Annotated in this window: 17 protein-coding genes; all 17 read left to right on the top strand. The window is 42.8% G+C overall.

Features of this window, described 5'->3' with window-relative positions; translation table 11 throughout:
• Window positions 1–10: 10 nt before the first annotated feature.
• The 17 genes from NYE22_RS13365 (at window position 11) to dpaB (ending at window position 18,738) form a co-directional block, all read left to right on the top strand.
• Window positions 11–4,324 carry a PolC-type DNA polymerase III gene (locus NYE22_RS13365; RefSeq protein ID WP_032725706.1) on the top strand — a complete coding sequence of 1,438 codons (4,314 nt, stop codon included), beginning with the start codon at window positions 11–13 and terminating at the stop codon, window positions 4,322–4,324.
• A gap of 329 nt (window positions 4,325–4,653) precedes the next feature.
• Window positions 4,654–5,124: a ribosome maturation factor RimP gene (gene rimP / locus NYE22_RS13360; RefSeq protein WP_003231915.1), complete on the top strand. Its 471-nt coding sequence runs from the start codon at window positions 4,654–4,656 to the stop codon at window positions 5,122–5,124.
• A gap of 33 nt (window positions 5,125–5,157) precedes the next feature.
• Entirely contained in the window at window positions 5,158–6,273 is a 1,116-nt protein-coding gene (nusA, locus tag NYE22_RS13355) for a transcription termination factor NusA (RefSeq protein WP_342411911.1), read from the top strand.
• Between the two features lie 13 nt (window positions 6,274–6,286).
• A complete protein-coding gene (gene rulR / locus NYE22_RS13350) occupies window positions 6,287–6,562 on the top strand; it encodes a glucose-induced regulator RulR (protein ID WP_009967250.1) in 276 nt (91 codons plus the stop codon).
• Between the two features lies 1 nt (window position 6,563).
• Window positions 6,564–6,866, top strand: a complete 303-nt coding sequence (locus NYE22_RS13345) for a YlxQ family RNA-binding protein (RefSeq protein ID WP_003220946.1) — start codon at window positions 6,564–6,566, stop codon at window positions 6,864–6,866.
• 19 nt (window positions 6,867–6,885) lie between these two features.
• Complete coding sequence (gene infB / locus NYE22_RS13340; protein WP_047182617.1) at window positions 6,886–9,033, top strand: translation initiation factor IF-2; 2,148 nt, start codon at window positions 6,886–6,888, stop codon at window positions 9,031–9,033.
• Window positions 9,030–9,308: a DUF503 domain-containing protein gene (locus NYE22_RS13335; protein WP_003231905.1), complete on the top strand. Its 279-nt coding sequence runs from the start codon at window positions 9,030–9,032 to the stop codon at window positions 9,306–9,308. The genes infB and NYE22_RS13335 overlap by 4 nt, the downstream gene beginning before the upstream one ends.
• A gap of 16 nt (window positions 9,309–9,324) precedes the next feature.
• Window positions 9,325–9,678: a 30S ribosome-binding factor RbfA gene (rbfA, locus tag NYE22_RS13330; protein ID WP_009967251.1), complete on the top strand. Its 354-nt coding sequence runs from the start codon at window positions 9,325–9,327 to the stop codon at window positions 9,676–9,678.
• Between the two features lie 81 nt (window positions 9,679–9,759).
• Complete coding sequence (gene truB, locus NYE22_RS13325) at window positions 9,760–10,689, top strand: tRNA pseudouridine(55) synthase TruB (RefSeq protein WP_015252083.1); 930 nt, start codon at window positions 9,760–9,762, stop codon at window positions 10,687–10,689.
• Window positions 10,690–10,707: 18 nt separating this feature from the next.
• Window positions 10,708–11,649, top strand: coding sequence for a bifunctional riboflavin kinase/FAD synthetase (gene ribF / locus NYE22_RS13320; RefSeq protein ID WP_342411910.1), 942 nt, complete (start codon window positions 10,708–10,710; stop codon window positions 11,647–11,649).
• A 165-nt stretch (window positions 11,650–11,814) separates the two neighbouring features.
• A complete protein-coding gene (gene rpsO, locus NYE22_RS13315; RefSeq protein WP_003220957.1) occupies window positions 11,815–12,084 on the top strand; it encodes a 30S ribosomal protein S15 in 270 nt (89 codons plus the stop codon).
• Window positions 12,085–12,256: 172 nt separating this feature from the next.
• Window positions 12,257–14,374: a polyribonucleotide nucleotidyltransferase gene (gene pnp / locus NYE22_RS13310; protein ID WP_003231897.1), complete on the top strand. Its 2,118-nt coding sequence runs from the start codon at window positions 12,257–12,259 to the stop codon at window positions 14,372–14,374.
• Window positions 14,375–14,490: 116 nt separating this feature from the next.
• On the top strand, window positions 14,491–15,450 hold the full coding sequence (locus tag NYE22_RS13305; protein WP_064671390.1) for a polysaccharide deacetylase family protein: 960 nt from the start codon (window positions 14,491–14,493) through the stop codon (window positions 15,448–15,450).
• 39 nt (window positions 15,451–15,489) lie between these two features.
• A complete protein-coding gene (locus NYE22_RS13300; RefSeq protein ID WP_003245717.1) occupies window positions 15,490–16,719 on the top strand; it encodes a pitrilysin family protein in 1,230 nt (409 codons plus the stop codon).
• Window positions 16,720–16,796: 77 nt separating this feature from the next.
• A complete protein-coding gene (locus NYE22_RS13295) occupies window positions 16,797–17,054 on the top strand; it encodes a YlmC/YmxH family sporulation protein (protein ID WP_003231890.1) in 258 nt (85 codons plus the stop codon).
• Window positions 17,055–17,239: 185 nt separating this feature from the next.
• Window positions 17,240–18,133, top strand: coding sequence for a dipicolinic acid synthetase subunit A (dpaA, locus tag NYE22_RS13290; RefSeq protein WP_003231888.1), 894 nt, complete (start codon window positions 17,240–17,242; stop codon window positions 18,131–18,133).
• A 2-nt stretch (window positions 18,134–18,135) separates the two neighbouring features.
• Complete coding sequence (gene dpaB, locus NYE22_RS13285) at window positions 18,136–18,738, top strand: dipicolinate synthase subunit B (protein ID WP_003231884.1); 603 nt, start codon at window positions 18,136–18,138, stop codon at window positions 18,736–18,738.
• Window positions 18,739–18,822 lie beyond the last annotated feature (84 nt).

Here is an 18,822-nt window from a genome sequence, read left to right as displayed (position 1 = left end):
TACTGTCTTAATGGAACAGTTATCAGTAAACAGAAGGCAGTTTCAAATTCTTCTGCAGCAGATTAATATGACAGATGATACCTTCATGACATACTTTGAACATGGCGAGATTAAAAAGCTGACAATTCACAAAGCTTCTAAATCTTGGCATTTTCATTTTCAATTTAAATCTTTGCTGCCTTTTCAAATATATGACACATTAACAATGAGGCTGACGCAATCGTTTGCCCACATAGCAAAAGTGACATCTTCAATTGAAGTTCAGGATGCCGAGGTCAGTGAAAGTATCGTTCAAGACTACTGGTCACGCTGCATTGAAGAACTGCAGGGCATTTCGCCGCCGATCATCAGTCTTTTAAACCAGCAAAAACCGAAGCTGAAGGGCAATAAACTGATTGTCAAAACCAAAACAGATACAGAAGCGGCTGCGCTAAAGAACAAATACAGTTCCATGATACAAGCAGGCTACCGTCAATTTGGCTTTCCGGATCTTCAGCTTGATGCTGAAATATTTGTATCCGAGCAGGAAGTTCAAAAGTTTCGGGAGCAAAAGCTTGCGGAAGACCAAGAGCGGGCTATGCAGGCCTTGATTGAAATGGAGAAGAAAGATAAAGAAAGTGATGAAGACCAAGCACCATCTGGTCCTCTTGTTATCGGTTATCAAATTAAAGATAACGAGGAAATCCGGACACTTGACAGCATCATGGACGAAGAACGAAGAATTACGGTCCAAGGTTATGTGTTTGATGTGGAGACGCGCGAGCTGAAGAGCGGGCGCACGCTGTGTATCTTCAAAATTACAGACTATACAAATAGTATTTTGATCAAAATGTTTGCACGTGAAAAAGAAGATGCGGCACTGATGAAGTCTCTGAAAAAAGGAATGTGGGTAAAAGCACGCGGAAGCATTCAAAATGATACATTTGTCAGAGACCTTGTCATGATCGCAAATGACGTAAACGAAATAAAAGCAAAAACCCGTGAAGATTCAGCACCTGAAGGAGAAAAAAGAGTGGAATTGCATCTTCATTCCCCAATGAGCCAAATGGATGCTGTTACGGGTATCGGAAAGCTTGTCGAACAGGCGAAAAAATGGGGGCATGAGGCCATCGCTTTGACTGACCATGCTGTCGTTCAATCCTTCCCTGATGCGTATTCTGCGGCCAAAAAGCATGGAATTAAAATGATTTACGGGATGGAAGCGAATCTCGTGGATGATGGCGTGCCAATTGCTTATAATGCCGCACATCGTCTGCTCGAAGAAGAAACTTATGTTGTTTTTGACGTTGAGACGACAGGATTGTCTGCTGTATACGATACCATTATTGAGCTGGCTGCAGTAAAAGTAAAAGGCGGAGAAATTATTGATAAATTTGAGGCGTTTGCGAACCCGCATCGTCCGCTTTCCGCCACAATCATAGAGCTGACAGGGATCACTGATGATATGCTACAAGACGCTCCGGATGTCGTAGATGTAATAAGAGATTTCAGAGAATGGATTGGCGATGATATCCTTGTCGCTCATAATGCAAGCTTTGATATGGGATTCTTAAATGTAGCCTATAAAAAGCTTCTTGAAGTCGATAAAGCTAAAAACCCAGTCATTGACACGCTAGAACTAGGACGTTTTCTCTATCCGGAATTTAAGAACCACCGGCTGAACACACTTTGTAAAAAGTTTGATATCGAACTCACACAGCATCACCGTGCGATCTATGATACTGAGGCAACCGCTTATTTGCTTCTGAAAATGCTGAAAGACGCAGCTGAAAAAGGTATTCAGTACCATGATGAGTTGAATGAAAATATGGGTCAGTCCAATGCTTATCAAAGATCAAGACCGTATCACGCAACATTACTTGCCGTGAACAGCACGGGACTTAAAAATTTATTTAAGCTTGTGTCACTTTCTCATATTCATTATTTTTACAGAGTGCCGCGTATTCCGAGATCTCAGCTTGAGAAATACAGGGAAGGGCTGCTGATCGGTTCTGCCTGTGACAGGGGAGAGGTTTTTGAGGGAATGATGCAAAAATCGCCTGAAGAGGTGGAAGATATCGCGTCATTCTATGATTACCTTGAGGTTCAGCCGCCTGAAGTGTATCGTCACTTGCTGGAGCTTGAACTGGTCCGTGATGAAAAAGCGCTGAAAGAAATTATTGCGAATATCACGAAGCTGGGGGAAAAGCTTAATAAACCGGTTGTTGCTACGGGAAATGTTCATTACTTGAATGATGAGGATAAAATCTACAGAAAGATTTTAATATCCTCACAAGGCGGGGCAAATCCGCTGAATAGGCATGAACTGCCGAAAGTGCATTTCAGAACGACAGACGAAATGCTTGAAGCTTTTTCTTTCTTAGGTGAAGAAAAAGCGAAGGAGATCGTAGTCACCAATACCCAAAAGGTTGCTTCTTTAGTTGATGACATCAAGCCGATTAAAGATGATTTATATACGCCGAAAATCGAAGGCGCTGATGAAGAGATCAGAGAAATGAGCTATCAGCGTGCAAGAAGCATTTACGGAGAAGAGCTGCCTGAAATTGTCGAAGCGCGGATTGAAAAAGAGTTAAAGAGTATTATTGGCCACGGATTTGCTGTTATTTACTTGATCTCTCACAAACTTGTAAAACGTTCACTAGATGACGGGTATCTCGTTGGTTCCCGTGGTTCCGTAGGATCTTCATTAGTTGCGACACTTACTGAGATTACTGAGGTAAACCCGCTGCCGCCGCACTATGTTTGTCCTGAGTGTCAGCATTCTGAGTTCTTTAATGACGGTTCTGTCGGTTCTGGTTTTGACCTGCCTGACAAGACATGTCCTCATTGCGGAACGCCTTTGAAAAAAGACGGCCATGATATTCCATTTGAAACGTTCTTAGGATTTAAAGGGGACAAAGTACCTGATATCGATTTGAACTTCTCAGGGGAATATCAGCCGCAAGCACACAATTACACAAAAGTATTGTTCGGAGAAGACAATGTATATCGTGCGGGAACAATAGGCACGGTGGCAGAAAAAACAGCCTACGGTTATGTAAAAGGCTATGCCGGAGACAACAATCTTCATATGCGCGGTGCCGAAATAGATCGGCTCGTACAGGGATGCACAGGTGTAAAACGTACAACTGGACAACACCCTGGCGGTATTATCGTAGTTCCGGATTATATGGATATTTATGATTTTTCACCGATCCAGTTCCCGGCAGATGCCACAGGTTCAGAGTGGAAAACGACTCATTTTGACTTCCACTCCATCCATGACAATCTGTTAAAACTTGATATTCTTGGACACGATGACCCGACTGTTATTCGGATGCTTCAAGACTTAAGCGGAATAGATCCGAAAACAATTCCGACGGATGATCCTGAAGTGATGAAGATCTTCCAGGGAACCGAATCACTCGGTGTGACTGAAGAACAGATTGGCTGTAAAACGGGCACTCTTGGAATTCCTGAATTCGGAACCCGATTTGTCCGGCAGATGCTTGAAGATACAAAGCCGACCACTTTTTCTGAGCTCGTTCAGATTTCAGGCTTGTCTCACGGAACTGATGTATGGCTTGGCAATGCACAGGAGCTCATCCACAATAATATTTGTGAGCTGAGTGAGGTTATCGGCTGCCGTGATGACATTATGGTTTATTTAATCTATCAAGGCCTTGAGCCGTCCCTTGCCTTTAAAATCATGGAATTCGTGCGTAAAGGAAAAGGATTAACGCCTGAATGGGAAGAAGAAATGAAAAATAACAATGTCCCAGACTGGTATATTGATTCTTGTAAAAAGATTAAATACATGTTCCCGAAAGCCCACGCCGCGGCATATGTCTTAATGGCAGTCCGCATTGCTTACTTTAAAGTGCATCATGCTCTTTTGTATTATGCGGCTTATTTTACCGTTCGTGCAGATGACTTTGATATCGATACAATGATCAAGGGCTCTACAGCAATCAGAGCGGTAATGGAGGATATAAACGCTAAAGGACTTGATGCTTCACCGAAGGAAAAGAACCTTCTGACTGTTTTAGAATTAGCGCTTGAGATGTGTGAGAGAGGCTATTCATTCCAAAAAGTCGATTTATATCGCTCTAGCGCTACAGAGTTTATTATTGACGGCAACAGTCTTATTCCGCCGTTTAACTCTATTCCAGGGTTAGGGACGAACGCTGCTTTGAACATTGTAAAAGCTCGCGAAGAAGGCGAATTCCTCTCAAAAGAAGATTTGCAAAAGAGAGGGAAAGTATCAAAAACGATTTTAGAGTACTTAGATCGCCACGGCTGTCTGGAATCACTGCCTGATCAAAACCAATTGTCACTGTTCTAATATGGAAAGCAGAATTTCTCAGAAATTCTGCTTCTATGCATACATAAGCGCAAAAAGTGCCATCGTAATATTAGAGTTTCTGTCACTTGCTTAGGTATGAAGGTAAGCGTATATCCATTTGCAATAAAAATATGGTTATGGTATAGTTTTATTGGAAATGCTAACGATTACCGAGGCAAAGAGTGGGGAAACCCGCTCTTTTGTATTGAACAGGAGAATTTTGTCTCGACATGTTCATCGTTTACTTTTTAGCCCCTGCTCTTTTGAAGCAGGGTTTTTATGCAGAGTGACGAGACGAATATGAGATCGACAGCACAAGGAGGAAGAACATGAGCAAAAAAGTGACTGACACCGTTCAAGAAATGGCTCAGCCAATCGTAGACAGCCTTCAGCTGGAACTCGTTGACATTGAATTTGTCAAAGAGGGCCAAAGCTGGTTCCTTCGCGTGTTTATTGATTCCGATGACGGTGTGGATATTGAGGAATGTGCCAAAGTAAGCGAAGCTTTAAGCGAAAAGCTTGATGAGGCAGACCCAATCAGCCAAAATTACTTTCTTGAAGTCTCATCTCCAGGAGCTGAGCGTCCGCTAAAGAAAAAAGCCGATTTCGAAAAATCACTAGGGAAAAACGTATACATTAAGACGTATGAGCCTATTGACGGCGTAAAAGTGTTTGAAGGTGAACTGGCTGAATTTGATGGACAAACAGTGACAGTTGAGATCACGATCAAAACAAGAAAGAAACGGATCAATATTCCGTATGAAAAGATAGCTAATGCAAGATTAGCTGTTACATTCTAATGAATACAAATGTTTAAGGGGGGAGACCGTTAAATGAGCAGTGAATTATTAGATGCTCTCACGATTCTTGAAAAAGAAAAAGGCATCAGTAAAGAAATTATCATCGAAGCAATCGAAGCTGCGTTAATTTCTGCTTATAAGCGGAATTTTAATCAAGCGCAAAATGTACGGGTGGATCTAAACCGTGAAACTGGCTCCATCCGTGTATTTGCAAGAAAAGATGTCGTTGACGAAGTATACGACCAGAGATTAGAGATCTCAATTGAAGAGGCACAGGGCATCCATCCGGAATATATGGTCGGAGATGTCGTCGAAATCGAAGTTACACCTAAGGATTTCGGGCGCATAGCTGCTCAAACAGCGAAGCAGGTCGTCACACAGCGTGTGCGCGAAGCTGAGCGCGGCGTGATCTATTCTGAATTTATCGACCGTGAAGAAGACATCATGACAGGGATCGTCCAGCGTCTGGACAATAAATTTATCTACGTGTCTTTAGGCAAAATAGAAGCCTTGCTGCCGGTTAATGAGCAAATGCCGAATGAAAGCTACAAGCCCCATGACCGCATTAAGGTATATATCACAAAAGTAGAAAAAACAACGAAGGGCCCGCAGATTTATGTGTCAAGAACACATCCAGGCCTGTTAAAGCGTTTGTTTGAAATTGAAGTGCCTGAAATTTATGATGGAACTGTCGAGCTAAAATCTGTTGCCAGAGAAGCCGGCGACCGTTCAAAAATTTCTGTTCGCACAGATGATCCTGACGTGGATCCTGTCGGTTCATGCGTAGGGCCTAAAGGCCAGCGTGTGCAAGCAATCGTCAATGAATTAAAAGGTGAAAAAATTGACATTGTCAACTGGTCCAGTGATCCTGTAGAATTTGTCGCGAATGCGCTCAGCCCTTCCAAAGTGCTTGATGTCATCGTTAATGAAGAAGAAAAAGCGACAACTGTTATTGTTCCTGATTACCAGCTGTCTCTGGCAATTGGCAAAAGAGGACAAAACGCACGCTTAGCTGCTAAACTGACAGGCTGGAAGATTGATATTAAGAGCGAAACGGACGCAAGAGAACTTGGAATCTATCCGAGAGAACTTGAAGAAGATGATGAGCCGCTCTTTACGGAGCCTGAAACTGCTGATTCGGATGAATAAGAGGTGACTTTAGGTGAATAAACACAAAAAGATCCCATTACGCAAATGTGTAGTGACTGGTGAAATGAAGCCTAAAAAGGAACTGATCCGAGTTGTACGGTCAAAAGAAGGCGAAATCTCAGTGGACCCGACCGGAAAAAAGAATGGGCGGGGTGCTTATTTAACGCTGGATAAAGAGTGCATCTTAGCAGCAAAAAAGAAAAACACTTTGCAAAATCAATTTCAATCACAAATCGATGACCAGATTTTCGATGAATTGCTGGAACTGGCGGAAAAGGTGAAAAAATAAAATGTCTGGAATGGAATGGTTTCCCTTGCTGGGTCTGGCCAATCGAGCTCGTAAGGTCGTGTCAGGCGAAGACTTGGTAATAAAAGAAATCAGGAATGCGCGTGCAAAGCTTGTCCTGCTTACAGAGGATGCATCATCTAACACAGCAAAAAAAGTAACTGACAAGTGCAATTATTATAAAGTCCCTTATAAAAAAGTCGAGAGTCGCGCGGTTCTTGGACGCTCTATCGGTAAAGAAGCCCGTGTCGTTGTCGCCGTCACTGACCAAGGTTTTGCGAATAAGCTGATCAGCTTGCTCGATTAATATTTTTGGGGGTGAACGAATGGCTAAAATGAGAGTATACGAATATGCAAAAGCGTTAAATGTTTCAAGTAAGGAAATTTTGACCGCACTGAAGAACATGGATTTAGAAGTGAATAATCACATGGCCATGCTTGAAGAAAAGGCCATTAAAAAGCTTGATGCCAAATATAAAAAAGGCGGCGCAGCTGCTAAATCTCAAAAGCCAGCAGAAACGAACAAAAACAAACAGCCACAAGGGGTTAATCAGCAATCAGCTGGAAATCAACCAAATAAAATTCGAGACGGAAAGAAGAATGACGTGCAGAATAATCAATTTAACAAAAACAAGAAGAATAACAACAACAAAAAAAATAAACGCAACAACAATAATAAAAACCAACATCAGCAAAAGCCTGTAAAGCCGAAAAAAGAGCTTCCTGAGAAAATTACATTCTCTGGCACTTTAACAGTTGGCGCACTTGCTGAAGAGCTTGGCAAAGAGCCTTCAGAAATCATTAAAAAGCTGATGCTTCTTGGCGTAATGGCAACTATTAACCAAGAGCTTGATAAAGACACAATCGAACTCATTGCATCAGAATATGGTGTTGAAACAGAAGAGGTCATTGTGCTTGAAGAAACAGAGCTGGAAAAATACGAAGAGCCTGATAATGAAGAGGATCTTGAAATTCGTCCTCCTGTCGTGACAATCATGGGCCACGTTGACCATGGGAAAACAACGCTTCTTGACAGCATCCGTAAAACAAAGGTTGTTGAAGGAGAAGCAGGCGGAATCACTCAGCATATCGGCGCTTATCAAATTGAAGAGAACGGCAAGAAAATCACGTTTTTGGATACACCAGGCCACGCCGCATTTACAACAATGCGTGCACGCGGTGCAGAAGTAACTGATATTACGATTCTTGTCGTAGCTGCCGATGACGGTGTCATGCCGCAAACAGTTGAAGCGATTAACCATGCAAAAGCAGCAGAGGTTCCAATCATCGTTGCTGTGAATAAAATAGATAAAGAATCCGCAAACCCTGACCGTGTGATGCAAGAACTGACGGAATACGGACTTGTCCCTGAAGCTTGGGGCGGAGAAACCATTTTTGTGCCGCTTTCCGCTTTAACTGGAAAAGGCATTGATGAGCTCGTTGAAATGATTTTGCTTGTCAGTGAGGTAGAGGAACTGAAAGCGAATCCGAACCGTCAGGCAAAAGGAACGGTTATTGAAGCTGAACTCGATAAAGGCAGAGGGTCAGTCGCGACATTGCTCGTACAGACTGGAACACTGCATGTCGGTGATCCGATCGTAGTCGGCAATACATTTGGCCGTGTCCGTGCAATGGTTAACGACATTGGCCGCCGTGTGAAAACTGCCGGCCCGTCAACTCCGGTTGAAATTACCGGTTTGAATGATGTCCCTCAAGCGGGAGACCAATTCCTTGTCTTTAAGGATGAAAAAACAGCTCGTTCTGTCGGTGAAGCCCGTGCTTCGAAACAGCTTGAAGAGCAGCGCAGCGATAAAGCGAAGCTCAGTCTTGATGATTTATTCGAGCAAATTAAGCAAGGTGATGTAAAAGACATCAACCTCATCGTAAAAGCTGACGTTCAAGGATCTGCTGAAGCTTTAACGGCTGCACTTCAAAAAATTGAAGTAGAAGGCGTTAAAGTGAAAATCATCCATACAGGCGTTGGTGCGATTACTGAATCAGACATTATCTTGGCATCTGCTTCCAATGCAATTGTTATCGGGTTTAATGTGAGACCGGACGGAAATGCTAAGAGTACGGCTGAAGCTGAAAATGTAGATATTCGACTTCACCGTATCATTTACAAAGTAATCGACGAGATTGAAGCTGCCATGAAAGGTATGCTTGATCCTGAATATGAAGAAAAAGTAATTGGTCAAGTAGAAGTACGCCAAACATTCAAAGTATCTAAAATCGGTACAATTGCCGGCGGATATGTTACTGAAGGAACCATTACGCGCGACAGCGGCCTCCGTTTAATTCGTGACGGCGTCGTCATCTTTGAAGGCGAAGTAGATGTTCTGAAACGCTTTAAAGACGATGTGAAAGAAGTTTCACAAGGCTATGAATGTGGTATTACAATTAAGAAATACAATGACATTCGTGAAGGTGACATCCTTGAAGCGTTTGTCATGCAAGAAATTGAAAGAACGTGATCGGATTTGCGGAGTGTGAATGCATCATTTATGATGCAGGATCGCTAAAAGAAAAGCGTGCCGTTCTGAAGCGGGTTTTAACCAGGGTTCAAAACAAGTTCAATGTTTCGATTTCGGAGATTGGCTATCAGGACACCTGGCAAAGAACCAGCTTCGGAATCGCCGCTGTTTCTTCCTCTCGCGTTCAAACAGAAAAAGAACTGCAACGCGTCCTAGCGTTTATCGATTCTTTTCCTGAAATTGAACGGACGATCACTAGGACAGAGTGGTTTTAACTTAGAGGTGATTGAATTGAGTATGAGAGCAAACCGTGTCGGCGAGCAAATGAAAAAAGAACTCGGTGATATTATCAGCCGCAAGCTGAAAGACCCGAGAATTGGTTTTCTGACAGTAACGGATGTACGTGTATCAGGTGATTTGCAAATTGCAAAGGTGTATATCTCGGTTCTCGGTGACGAGAAAAAACGGGAAGAAGCGCTGAAAGGGCTGGCAAAAGCGAAAGGATTTATCCGATCCGAAATCGGCAGCCGCATCAGACTTCGAAAAACGCCTGAAATTGAATTTGAGTTCGATGAATCAATCGATTACGGGAATCGGATCGAAACACTGATTCACGAATTACATTCAGAGAAACCATCTGAATAAAAAATGAGAGGATAGGCGTATATCGTCTGTCCTCTTTCTTCGTTTAAAAGAAAAAAGCTCAAAAGAAGGAGTGAAAGGCAAATGGTTAACGGAGTTCTCCTTTTACATAAACCTGTTGGCATGACATCGCACGACTGTGTCATGAAGATCCGAAAGCTGTTAAAAACAAAAAAAGTAGGACATACAGGAACGCTCGATCCGGAAGTGTCAGGCGTGCTTCCGATTTGTGTAGGAAGAGCGACAAAAATAGTCGAATACTTAACTGAAAAATCTAAAACGTATGATGCAGAAATAACGCTTGGCTTTTCAACCACTACAGAGGATCAAACCGGAGAAACGGTGGAAACAAAGCCTGTCAATCACGACATTGATAAAGCGGATGTAGAAAAGGTTTTAAACAGTTTAAAGGGGAAACAAGAACAAATTCCGCCCATGTATTCCGCTGTAAAAGTAAACGGCAAAAAATTATACGAATACGCAAGAGCAGGGATTGAAGTAGAACGTCCAAAACGTATGATAACCATTGAAGACATTGCCCTGACGACAGAGATTAAACATCATGGAGAAACCGCAAGCTTCCGGTTTACAGTGACTTGCTCCAAAGGGACCTATGTAAGGACGCTGGCGGTCATGATCGGAGAAAAGCTCGGATATCCGGCTCATATGTCTCATTTAATCCGTACGGCATCCGGAGATTTTTCTCTCGACGAATGCTTTACTTTTGATGAGCTCGAAGCACAGGCCCAATCCGGAACCGTGGAAGAGCATACAGTTCCTATTGAACGTGCGCTCAATCATTTGCCGAAATGGATCATAAGTGATACATTAGCTAAGAAAGTAGAAAATGGGGCTTTGCTTGAGACGCCCGAGCAGTTTTCTGAAATGACAAGTGAAGACCGTATCGCCGTCTTTACTGAATCCGGAACCTGTTTGGCGATCTATTTCCCTCATCCTGCAAAAAAAGGGCTGTTAAAGCCGGCAAAAGTATTGATGCAAAAAAGCGAACAATAGAAAAAAGGTGACCGTTCTGTGAAGACGATACATATTACACATCCTCATCATTTAATAAAAGAGGAGCAGGCAAAATCAGTGATGGCGTTAGGATATTTTGACGGCGTTCATCTCGGGCATCAAAAGGTAATCGGCACAGCGAAGCAAATAGCCGAAGAAAAAGGTCTGACATTGGCTGTGATGACCTTTCATCCCCATCCTTCTCACGTGTTGGGCAGAGATAAGGAACCTAAGGATCTGATTACGCCTCTTGAAGACAAAATAAATCAAATTGAACAATTAGGTACAGAAGTTCTGTATGTCGTTAAATTTAATGAAGTGTTTGCTTCTCTTTCTCCTAAGCAGTTTATAGACCAGTATATTATCGGCCTTAATGTGCAGCACGCAGTGGCAGGCTTTGACTTTACGTACGGCAAATACGGCAAGGGAACAATGAAGACCATGCCGGATGATTTAGACGGAAAAGCTGGGTGCACAATGGTAGAAAAATTAACGGAGCAGGATAAAAAAATCAGTTCTTCGTATATCCGTACCGCGCTTCAAAACGGAGATGTTGAATTGGCGAATGTCTTGCTTGGACAACCTTATTTTATTAAAGGAATTGTCATTCATGGTGATAAAAGAGGGCGGACCATCGGGTTTCCGACAGCGAATGTCGGTTTAAATAACAGCTATATCGTCCCGCCCACAGGTGTATATGCCGTAAAAGCGGAAGTGAACGGCGAAGTTTACAATGGCGTTTGCAATATTGGCTATAAGCCAACGTTTTATGAAAAGCGCCCTGAGCAGCCTTCCATCGAGGTCAATCTGTTTGATTTCGATCAAGAGGTATATGGAGCCGCTATAAAAATCGAATGGTACAAACGGATTCGGAGCGAGCGGAAATTCAATGGCATCAAAGAATTAACAGAGCAAATTGAGAAAGATAAGCAGGAAGCCATCCGTTATTTCAGCAATTAACGGAAATAACTTGCAACGCACGCAAATTTTATTCTAAAATATTTGCATATAGGCACGATTTTTAGTATGATAGTTTTCGTAGTCTTAAAACCATTGCTTGGCAATCCGAAGTCACCGACGGTTGCTAGGTAACTGGGGCTAAATATGATTTGGAGGTGAAACAGGATGGCAATTACTCAAGAGCGTAAAAACCAACTCATCAATGAGTTCAAAACACACGAATCTGATACTGGATCTCCAGAAGTTCAGATCGCTATCCTAACTGACTCAATTAACAACTTGAACGAGCATTTACGTACTCACAAGAAAGACCACCACTCACGTCGCGGTCTTCTTAAAATGGTAGGTAAGCGTCGTAATCTTCTTACGTATCTGCGTAATAAAGACGTAACTCGTTACCGTGAGTTAATTAACAAACTAGGCTTACGTCGATAATCGTAAAAAGCGGGAGGATTCCCGCTTTTTTATCGTATTAAAGCGAAATTTCTTATAACAAATCATTGAAATCCTTTTACATACTACTTTGACATTGATATGTTCAATTCATTTCGTTCATAATAGGAGTAATTGATTATTTCACACAACGAAGAGAGGAGTTCGTAATTGTATGGGACAAGAAAAACATGTCTTTACCATAGATTGGGCCGGAAGAACGCTTACCGTTGAAACCGGCCAGCTTGCCAAACAGGCAAATGGTGCTGTGATGATCCGCTACGGTGATACAGCAGTACTTAGTACAGCAACCGCTTCAAAAGAACCTAAACCGCTTGATTTCTTCCCTCTTACTGTAAACTATGAAGAAAGATTATATGCGGTAGGGAAAATTCCGGGCGGATTTATTAAAAGAGAAGGACGTCCAAGTGAAAAAGCGGTTCTTGCCAGCCGTTTAATTGACCGTCCGATCCGTCCTTTGTTTGCCGATGGATTCCGTAATGAAGTTCAAGTCATCAGCATTGTCATGAGTGTTGACCAAAACTGCTCTTCAGAAATGGCTGCCATGTTCGGTTCATCTCTTGCACTTTCTGTATCGGATATTCCGTTTGAAGGACCGATTGCAGGGGTTACTGTCGGACGCATTGATGATCAATTTATCATTAACCCGACAGTCGATCAGCTTGAAAAAAGCGACATCAATCTTGTCGTTGCCGGCACGAAAGATGCGATTAACATGGTAGAAGCGGGAGCGGACGAAGTTCCTGAGGAAATCATGCTTGAGGCCATTATGTTCGGCCATGAAGAGATTAAACGCCTGATTGCATTCCAAGAAGAAATTGTTGCAGCAGTCGGCAAAGAGAAATCTGAAATTAAGCTCTTTGAAATTGATGAAGAGCTTAATGAAAAAGTAAAAGCTTTGGCAGAAGAGGATCTGCTGAAAGCCATCCAAGTTCATGAAAAGCATGCCCGTGAAGATGCCATTAACGAAGTGAAGAACGCAGTTGTGGCAAAATTCGAGGATGAAGAACATGATGAAGACACAATCAAGCAAGTGAAGCAGATTTTATCCAAGCTGGTGAAAAATGAAGTTCGCCGCCTGATTACTGAAGAGAAAGTAAGACCGGACGGCCGCGGTGTCGATCAAATCCGCCCGCTCTCTTCAGAGGTTGGCCTCTTGCCAAGAACGCACGGTTCAGGTCTATTTACAAGAGGACAAACTCAAGCCCTCAGCGTATGTACGCTAGGTGCTCTGGGAGATGTGCAAATCCTTGACGGCTTAGGTGTCGAAGAGTCAAAACGGTTTATGCATCATTACAATTTCCCGCAATTCAGCGTTGGGGAAACAGGACCGATGCGCGGACCGGGACGTCGTGAAATCGGACACGGAGCACTGGGTGAGCGTGCGCTTGAGCCAGTTATTCCGTCTGAAAAAGACTTCCCTTATACTGTCCGTCTTGTTTCAGAAGTGCTTGAATCAAACGGTTCTACATCTCAAGCAAGCATTTGCGCAAGCACACTTGCAATGATGGATGCTGGTGTACCGATTAAAGCGCCAGTTGCTGGTATTGCGATGGGTCTTGTCAAATCAGGCGAACATTACACTGTCTTGACTGACATCCAAGGCATGGAAGACGCGCTCGGAGATATGGACTTTAAAGTAGCAGGAACCGAAAAAGGCGTAACGGCCCTGCAAATGGACATTAAAATTGAAGGCCTTTCCAGAGAGATTCTTGAAGAAGCGCTTCAGCAGGCGAAAAAGGGCAGAATGGAAATCCTCAACAGCATGCTTGCAACATTAAGCGAATCAAGAAAAGAGCTTTCTCGATATGCGCCTAAGATCTTAACAATGACCATTAATCCTGATAAAATCCGCGATGTCATCGGACCAAGCGGAAAACAAATCAATAAGATCATCGAAGAAACCGGTGTTAAAATTGATATTGAGCAGGACGGCACAATCTTTATTTCCTCTACAGATGAAAGCGGCAACCAAAAAGCGAAAAAAATCATCGAAGACCTTGTTAGAGAGGTTGAAGTCGGCCAACTTTACCTAGGTAAAGTGAAACGGATTGAAAAATTCGGTGCTTTCGTTGAAATTTTCAGTGGAAAAGACGGTTTGGTGCACATTTCAGAGCTTGCGCTTGAACGCGTAGGGAAAGTTGAAGATGTTGTAAAAATCGGAGACGAGATTCTTGTCAAAGTCACTGAAATTGATAAACAAGGACGAGTGAATTTATCCCGCAAAGCGGTGCTCCGTGAAGAGAAAGAAAAAGAAGAACAACAATCTTAAATGAAAACATAAAAGGAGCCTGGGAGACCCGGCTTCTTTATTTTGAAGCTTTTCAAAAGCAGGCGGGTTCTACCTTGTCCTTCTCCTTCATAATGTGAGGTGAGGGGGGACAGAACATGTACAAAAAATTTGTACCGTTTGCCGTTTTTTTATTTCTTTTTTTTGTCTCATTTGAGATGATGGAAAATCCGCATGCACTTGATTATATAGGGGCAATGAAAAAAGATACGGTGACTGTCACGGCGTCAAAAGACCCGTTATATGAAGAATTGCTTCAAAAAGCGCCGGAGTACGAAGTTAAGCCCCAGAATGCAAGAATTGATAAAGTGTGGAAAAGCATTCCAGGCTACAATGGATTAAAGGTCAATATTGAACAATCATATAAAAAAATGAAAAAGCATGGTGAGTTTCGGGAAAAAGATTTGGTGTACAGTCAAGTAAAACCAAGTGTTCATCTTGAGTCACTTCAGCCTGAGCCTATTTATAAAGGAAATCCTGACAAACCGATGGTGGCTTTTTTAATCAATGTGGCATGGGGAAATGAGTATTTGGAAAAAATGCTCCCTATTCTGCAAAAGCACCAGGTTAAAGCTACGTTCTTTTTAGAAGGCAATTGGGTGAGAAACAATGTACAGCTCGCTAAGAAGATTGCAAAAGACGGACATGAAATCGGAAATCATTCATACAATCATCCGGATATGAGCAAACTGACTACAGGAAGAATTTCCGAGCAGCTCGACAAGACTAATGAACAAATAGAACAAACGATCGGCGTTAAGCCAAAGTGGTTCGCTCCGCCAAGCGGAAGTTTCAGAAAAGCGGTTATCGACATTGCAGCAGAGAAACAGATGGGAACAGTCATGTGGACAGTTGATACAATCGATTGGCAAAAGCCGGCTCCGTCTGTACTTCAGACGAGAGTGTTAAGCAAGATACATAATGGTGCCATGATTTTAATGCATCCGACTGACCCTACGGCGGAAAGTCTTGAAGCGCTGATTACACAGATAAAAGACAAAGGATATGCGCTTGGAACAGTCACTGAACTAATGGATGAAACAAGACTATTGAAGTAACAGATGAAGGCAGCTTGTCTTTGAATAGGAGGAACAAATTTGATTAAACGATATACGTGTCAAAATGGTGTAAGAATTGTGCTGGAAAATAACCCGACAGTCCGTTCTGTTGCGATCGGCGTATGGATCGGCACAGGTTCGAGACATGAAACGCCGGAGATAAACGGAATTTCTCACTTTTTAGAGCACATGTTCTTTAAAGGGACGAGCACAAAATCTGCACGCGAGATAGCAGAATCTTTTGATCGTATTGGCGGCCAGGTCAATGCGTTTACTTCAAAGGAATATACCTGCTACTATGCAAAGGTGCTTGACGAGCATGCGAATTACGCGCTGGACGTATTAGCAGATATGTTCTTTCATTCAACGTTTGATGAAAACGAGCTGAAAAAAGAGAAAAATGTAGTATATGAAGAAATTAAAATGTATGAAGATGCGCCGGACGACATTGTACATGATTTATTGAGCAAAGCCACTTACGGCAATCATTCTTTAGGCTACCCAATTCTAGGCACGGAAGAAACGCTTGCTTCCTTTAACGGTGACTCTCTCAGACAATACATGCATGATTATTATACGCCGGACCGAGTGGTGATTTCGGTAGCGGGCAATATATCTGACAGTTTTATCAAAGATGTAGAAAAATGGTTCGGGTCATACGAGGCGAAAGGCAAAGCGACAGGCCTTGAGAAGCCTGAGTTCCACACGGAAAAACTGACGAGAAAAAAAGAAACAGAGCAGGCTCATTTGTGCCTTGGATTTAAAGGCTTAGAGGTTGGCCATGAACGTATTTATGATTTAATCGTCCTCAACAATGTGCTCGGAGGCAGCATGAGCAGCCGGCTGTTCCAAGATGTGCGTGAAGATAAAGGACTTGCTTATTCTGTTTACAGCTATCACAGCTCATATGAGGACAGCGGAATGCTCACTATTTACGGTGGAACGGGTGCAAATCAGCTTCAGCAGCTGTCGGAAACAATTCAAGAAACCCTTGCCACATTAAAACGTGACGGCATTACCTCAAAAGAACTGGAAAACAGCAAAGAACAAATGAAGGGAAGCTTAATGCTGAGCTTAGAAAGCACAAACAGCAAAATGAGCCGAAACGGAAAAAATGAACTGCTGCTCGGCAAACATAAAACATTAGATGAAATCATCAATGAATTAAACGCCGTGAACTTAGAGCGTGTTAACGGCCTTGCCAGACAATTGTTTACCGAAGACTATGCATTAGCACTTATCAGCCCTTCCGGCAATATGCCGTCTTAAAAAGGAAAGCCTGCTCCATAATGGAGCAGGCATTTTTTAATCCCTTTCATCATACATAGTACAAGGGGGTGACAGACATGCGGCTCAGTGAATTATCAGGAAAGGAAATTGTAGACATCAAAAGAGCTGAACGGCTCGGAGTGCTCGGCCAGACCGATTTGGAAATCAATGAACAGGATGGACAGATTACAGCACTCCTCATTCCCACAGTTAAGTGGTTTGGTTTGAGAAAGCAAGGTCATGACATTCGTGTCCCATGGCACCATATTCAAAAGATCGGTTCAGATATGATTATATTAGATGTACCTGAGGAAATGCCTCCTCGACAAGAGTAAATAGCCCAATTGACTGTGAAGCGGGCTCTAAAGAAAACATCTGAAACATCGGCTGCCGGAGCCGATGTTTTTTTATATGGAAAAAGCGCATCTTTTATATTCACCAGTATTTTCTTTTGATCATAAGATGAAGGGGAGCTTAACAACTAGAGATCCAGTATATACAAAGAAGGTGAACGTTTAGAATGTTAACCGGATTGAAAATTGCAGTTATCGGCGGTGACGCAAGACAGCTCGAAATTATAAGAAAGCTCACTGAACAGCAGGCTGACATCTATCTTGTCGGTTTTGACCAATTGGATCACGGTTTTACCGGGGCAGTAAAATGCAATATTGATGAAATTCCTTTTCAGCAAATAGACAGCATCATTCTTCCAGTATCCGCGACAACAGGAGAAGGTGTCGTATCGACTGTATTTTCTAATGAAGAAGTTGTGTTAAAACAGGACCATCTCGACAGAACGCCTGCACATTGTGTCATTTTCTCAGGAATTTCTAACGCCTATTTAGAAAACATTGCAGCTCAGGCAAAAAGAAAACTTGTTAAACTGTTTGAGCGGGATGACATTGCGATATACAACTCTATTCCGACAGTAGAAGGAACGATCATGCTGGCTATTCAGCACACGGATTATACGATACACGGATCACAGGTGGCCGTTCTCGGTCTGGGGCGCACCGGGATGACGATTGCCCGTACATTTGCCGCGCTCGGGGCGAATGTAAAAGTGGGGGCAAGAAGTTCAGCGCATCTGGCACGTATCACTGAAATGGGGCTCGTTCCTTTTCATACCGATGAGCTGAAAGAGCATGTAAAAGATATAGATATTTGCATTAATACCATACCGAGTATGATTTTAAATCAAACGGTACTTTCTAGCATGACACCAAAAACCTTAATATTGGATCTGGCCTCACGTCCCGGGGGAACGGATTTTAAATATGCCGAGAAACAAGGGATTAAAGCACTTCTTGCTCCCGGGCTTCCAGGGATTGTCGCTCCTAAAACAGCTGGGCAAATCCTTGCAAACGTCTTGAGCAAGCTTTTGGCTGAAATACAAGCTGAGGAGGGGAAATAAGGATGTCTTCATTAAAAGGAAAAAGAATCGGGTTTGGGCTGACCGGGTCGCATTGCACATATGAAGCGGTTTTCCCGCAAATTGAGGCGTTGGTCAACGAAGGAGCTGAAGTCCGTCCGGTTGTCACATTTAATGTAAAATCTACAAATACCCGATTTGGAGAGGGCGCAGAATGGGTTAAAAAAATTGAAGACCTGACTGGATATGAGGCCATTGATTCGATTGTAAAGGCAGAACCTCTTGGGCCGAAGCTGCCCCTTGACTGCATGGTCATTGCGCCTTTAACAGGCAATTCAATGAGCAAGCTTGCAAATGCCATGACGGACAGTCCGGTGCTGATGGCGGCAAAAGCGACAATCCGAAACAATCGGCCTGTCGTTCTGGGTATCTCGACAAATGATGCTCTTGGTTTAAACGGAACAAATTTAATGAGGCTCATGTCAACAAAAAATATCTTTTTTATTCCATTCGGGCAAGACGATCCCTTTAAAAAACCGAATTCAATGGTAGCCAAAATGGATCTGCTACCGCAAACGATTGAAAAGGCACTCATGCACCAGCAGCTTCAGCCGATTCTAGTTGAGAATTATCAGGGAAATGACTAAATTTACAGAAAATCTTTCCCAAACTAAAAAATTCGGTCATCACCCGCATATTCTATGGTAAAATAAAACGTAAAATCATAGTCA

Origin of the sequence: Bacillus sp. FSL K6-1560, from assembly GCF_038592935.1 — a bacterium.
GTDB lineage: Bacteria > Bacillota > Bacilli > Bacillales > Bacillaceae > Bacillus > Bacillus subtilis.
This window is presented reverse-complemented; position numbering and strand designations above follow the sequence as displayed.

Bases quoted from the DNA above. Each gene is read 5' to 3' on its own strand.
- NYE22_RS13365 (WP_032725706.1), top strand. From the start codon at position 11: ATGGAACAGTTATCAGTAAACAGAAGGCAGTTTCAAATTCTTCTGCAG.
- rimP (WP_003231915.1), top strand. From the start codon at position 4,654: ATGAGCAAAAAAGTGACTGACACCGTTCAAGAAATGGCTCAGCCAATC.
- nusA (WP_342411911.1), top strand. From the start codon at position 5,158: ATGAGCAGTGAATTATTAGATGCTCTCACGATTCTTGAAAAAGAAAAA.
- NYE22_RS13345 (WP_003220946.1), top strand. From the start codon at position 6,564: ATGTCTGGAATGGAATGGTTTCCCTTGCTGGGTCTGGCCAATCGAGCT.
- infB (WP_047182617.1), top strand. From the start codon at position 6,886: ATGGCTAAAATGAGAGTATACGAATATGCAAAAGCGTTAAATGTTTCA.
- truB (WP_015252083.1), top strand. From the start codon at position 9,760: ATGGTTAACGGAGTTCTCCTTTTACATAAACCTGTTGGCATGACATCG.
- rpsO (WP_003220957.1), top strand. From the start codon at position 11,815: ATGGCAATTACTCAAGAGCGTAAAAACCAACTCATCAATGAGTTCAAA.
- pnp (WP_003231897.1), top strand. From the start codon at position 12,257: ATGGGACAAGAAAAACATGTCTTTACCATAGATTGGGCCGGAAGAACG.
- NYE22_RS13305 (WP_064671390.1), top strand. From the start codon at position 14,491: ATGTACAAAAAATTTGTACCGTTTGCCGTTTTTTTATTTCTTTTTTTT.
- NYE22_RS13295 (WP_003231890.1), top strand. From the start codon at position 16,797: ATGCGGCTCAGTGAATTATCAGGAAAGGAAATTGTAGACATCAAAAGA.
- dpaA (WP_003231888.1), top strand. From the start codon at position 17,240: ATGTTAACCGGATTGAAAATTGCAGTTATCGGCGGTGACGCAAGACAG.
- dpaB (WP_003231884.1), top strand. From the start codon at position 18,136: ATGTCTTCATTAAAAGGAAAAAGAATCGGGTTTGGGCTGACCGGGTCG.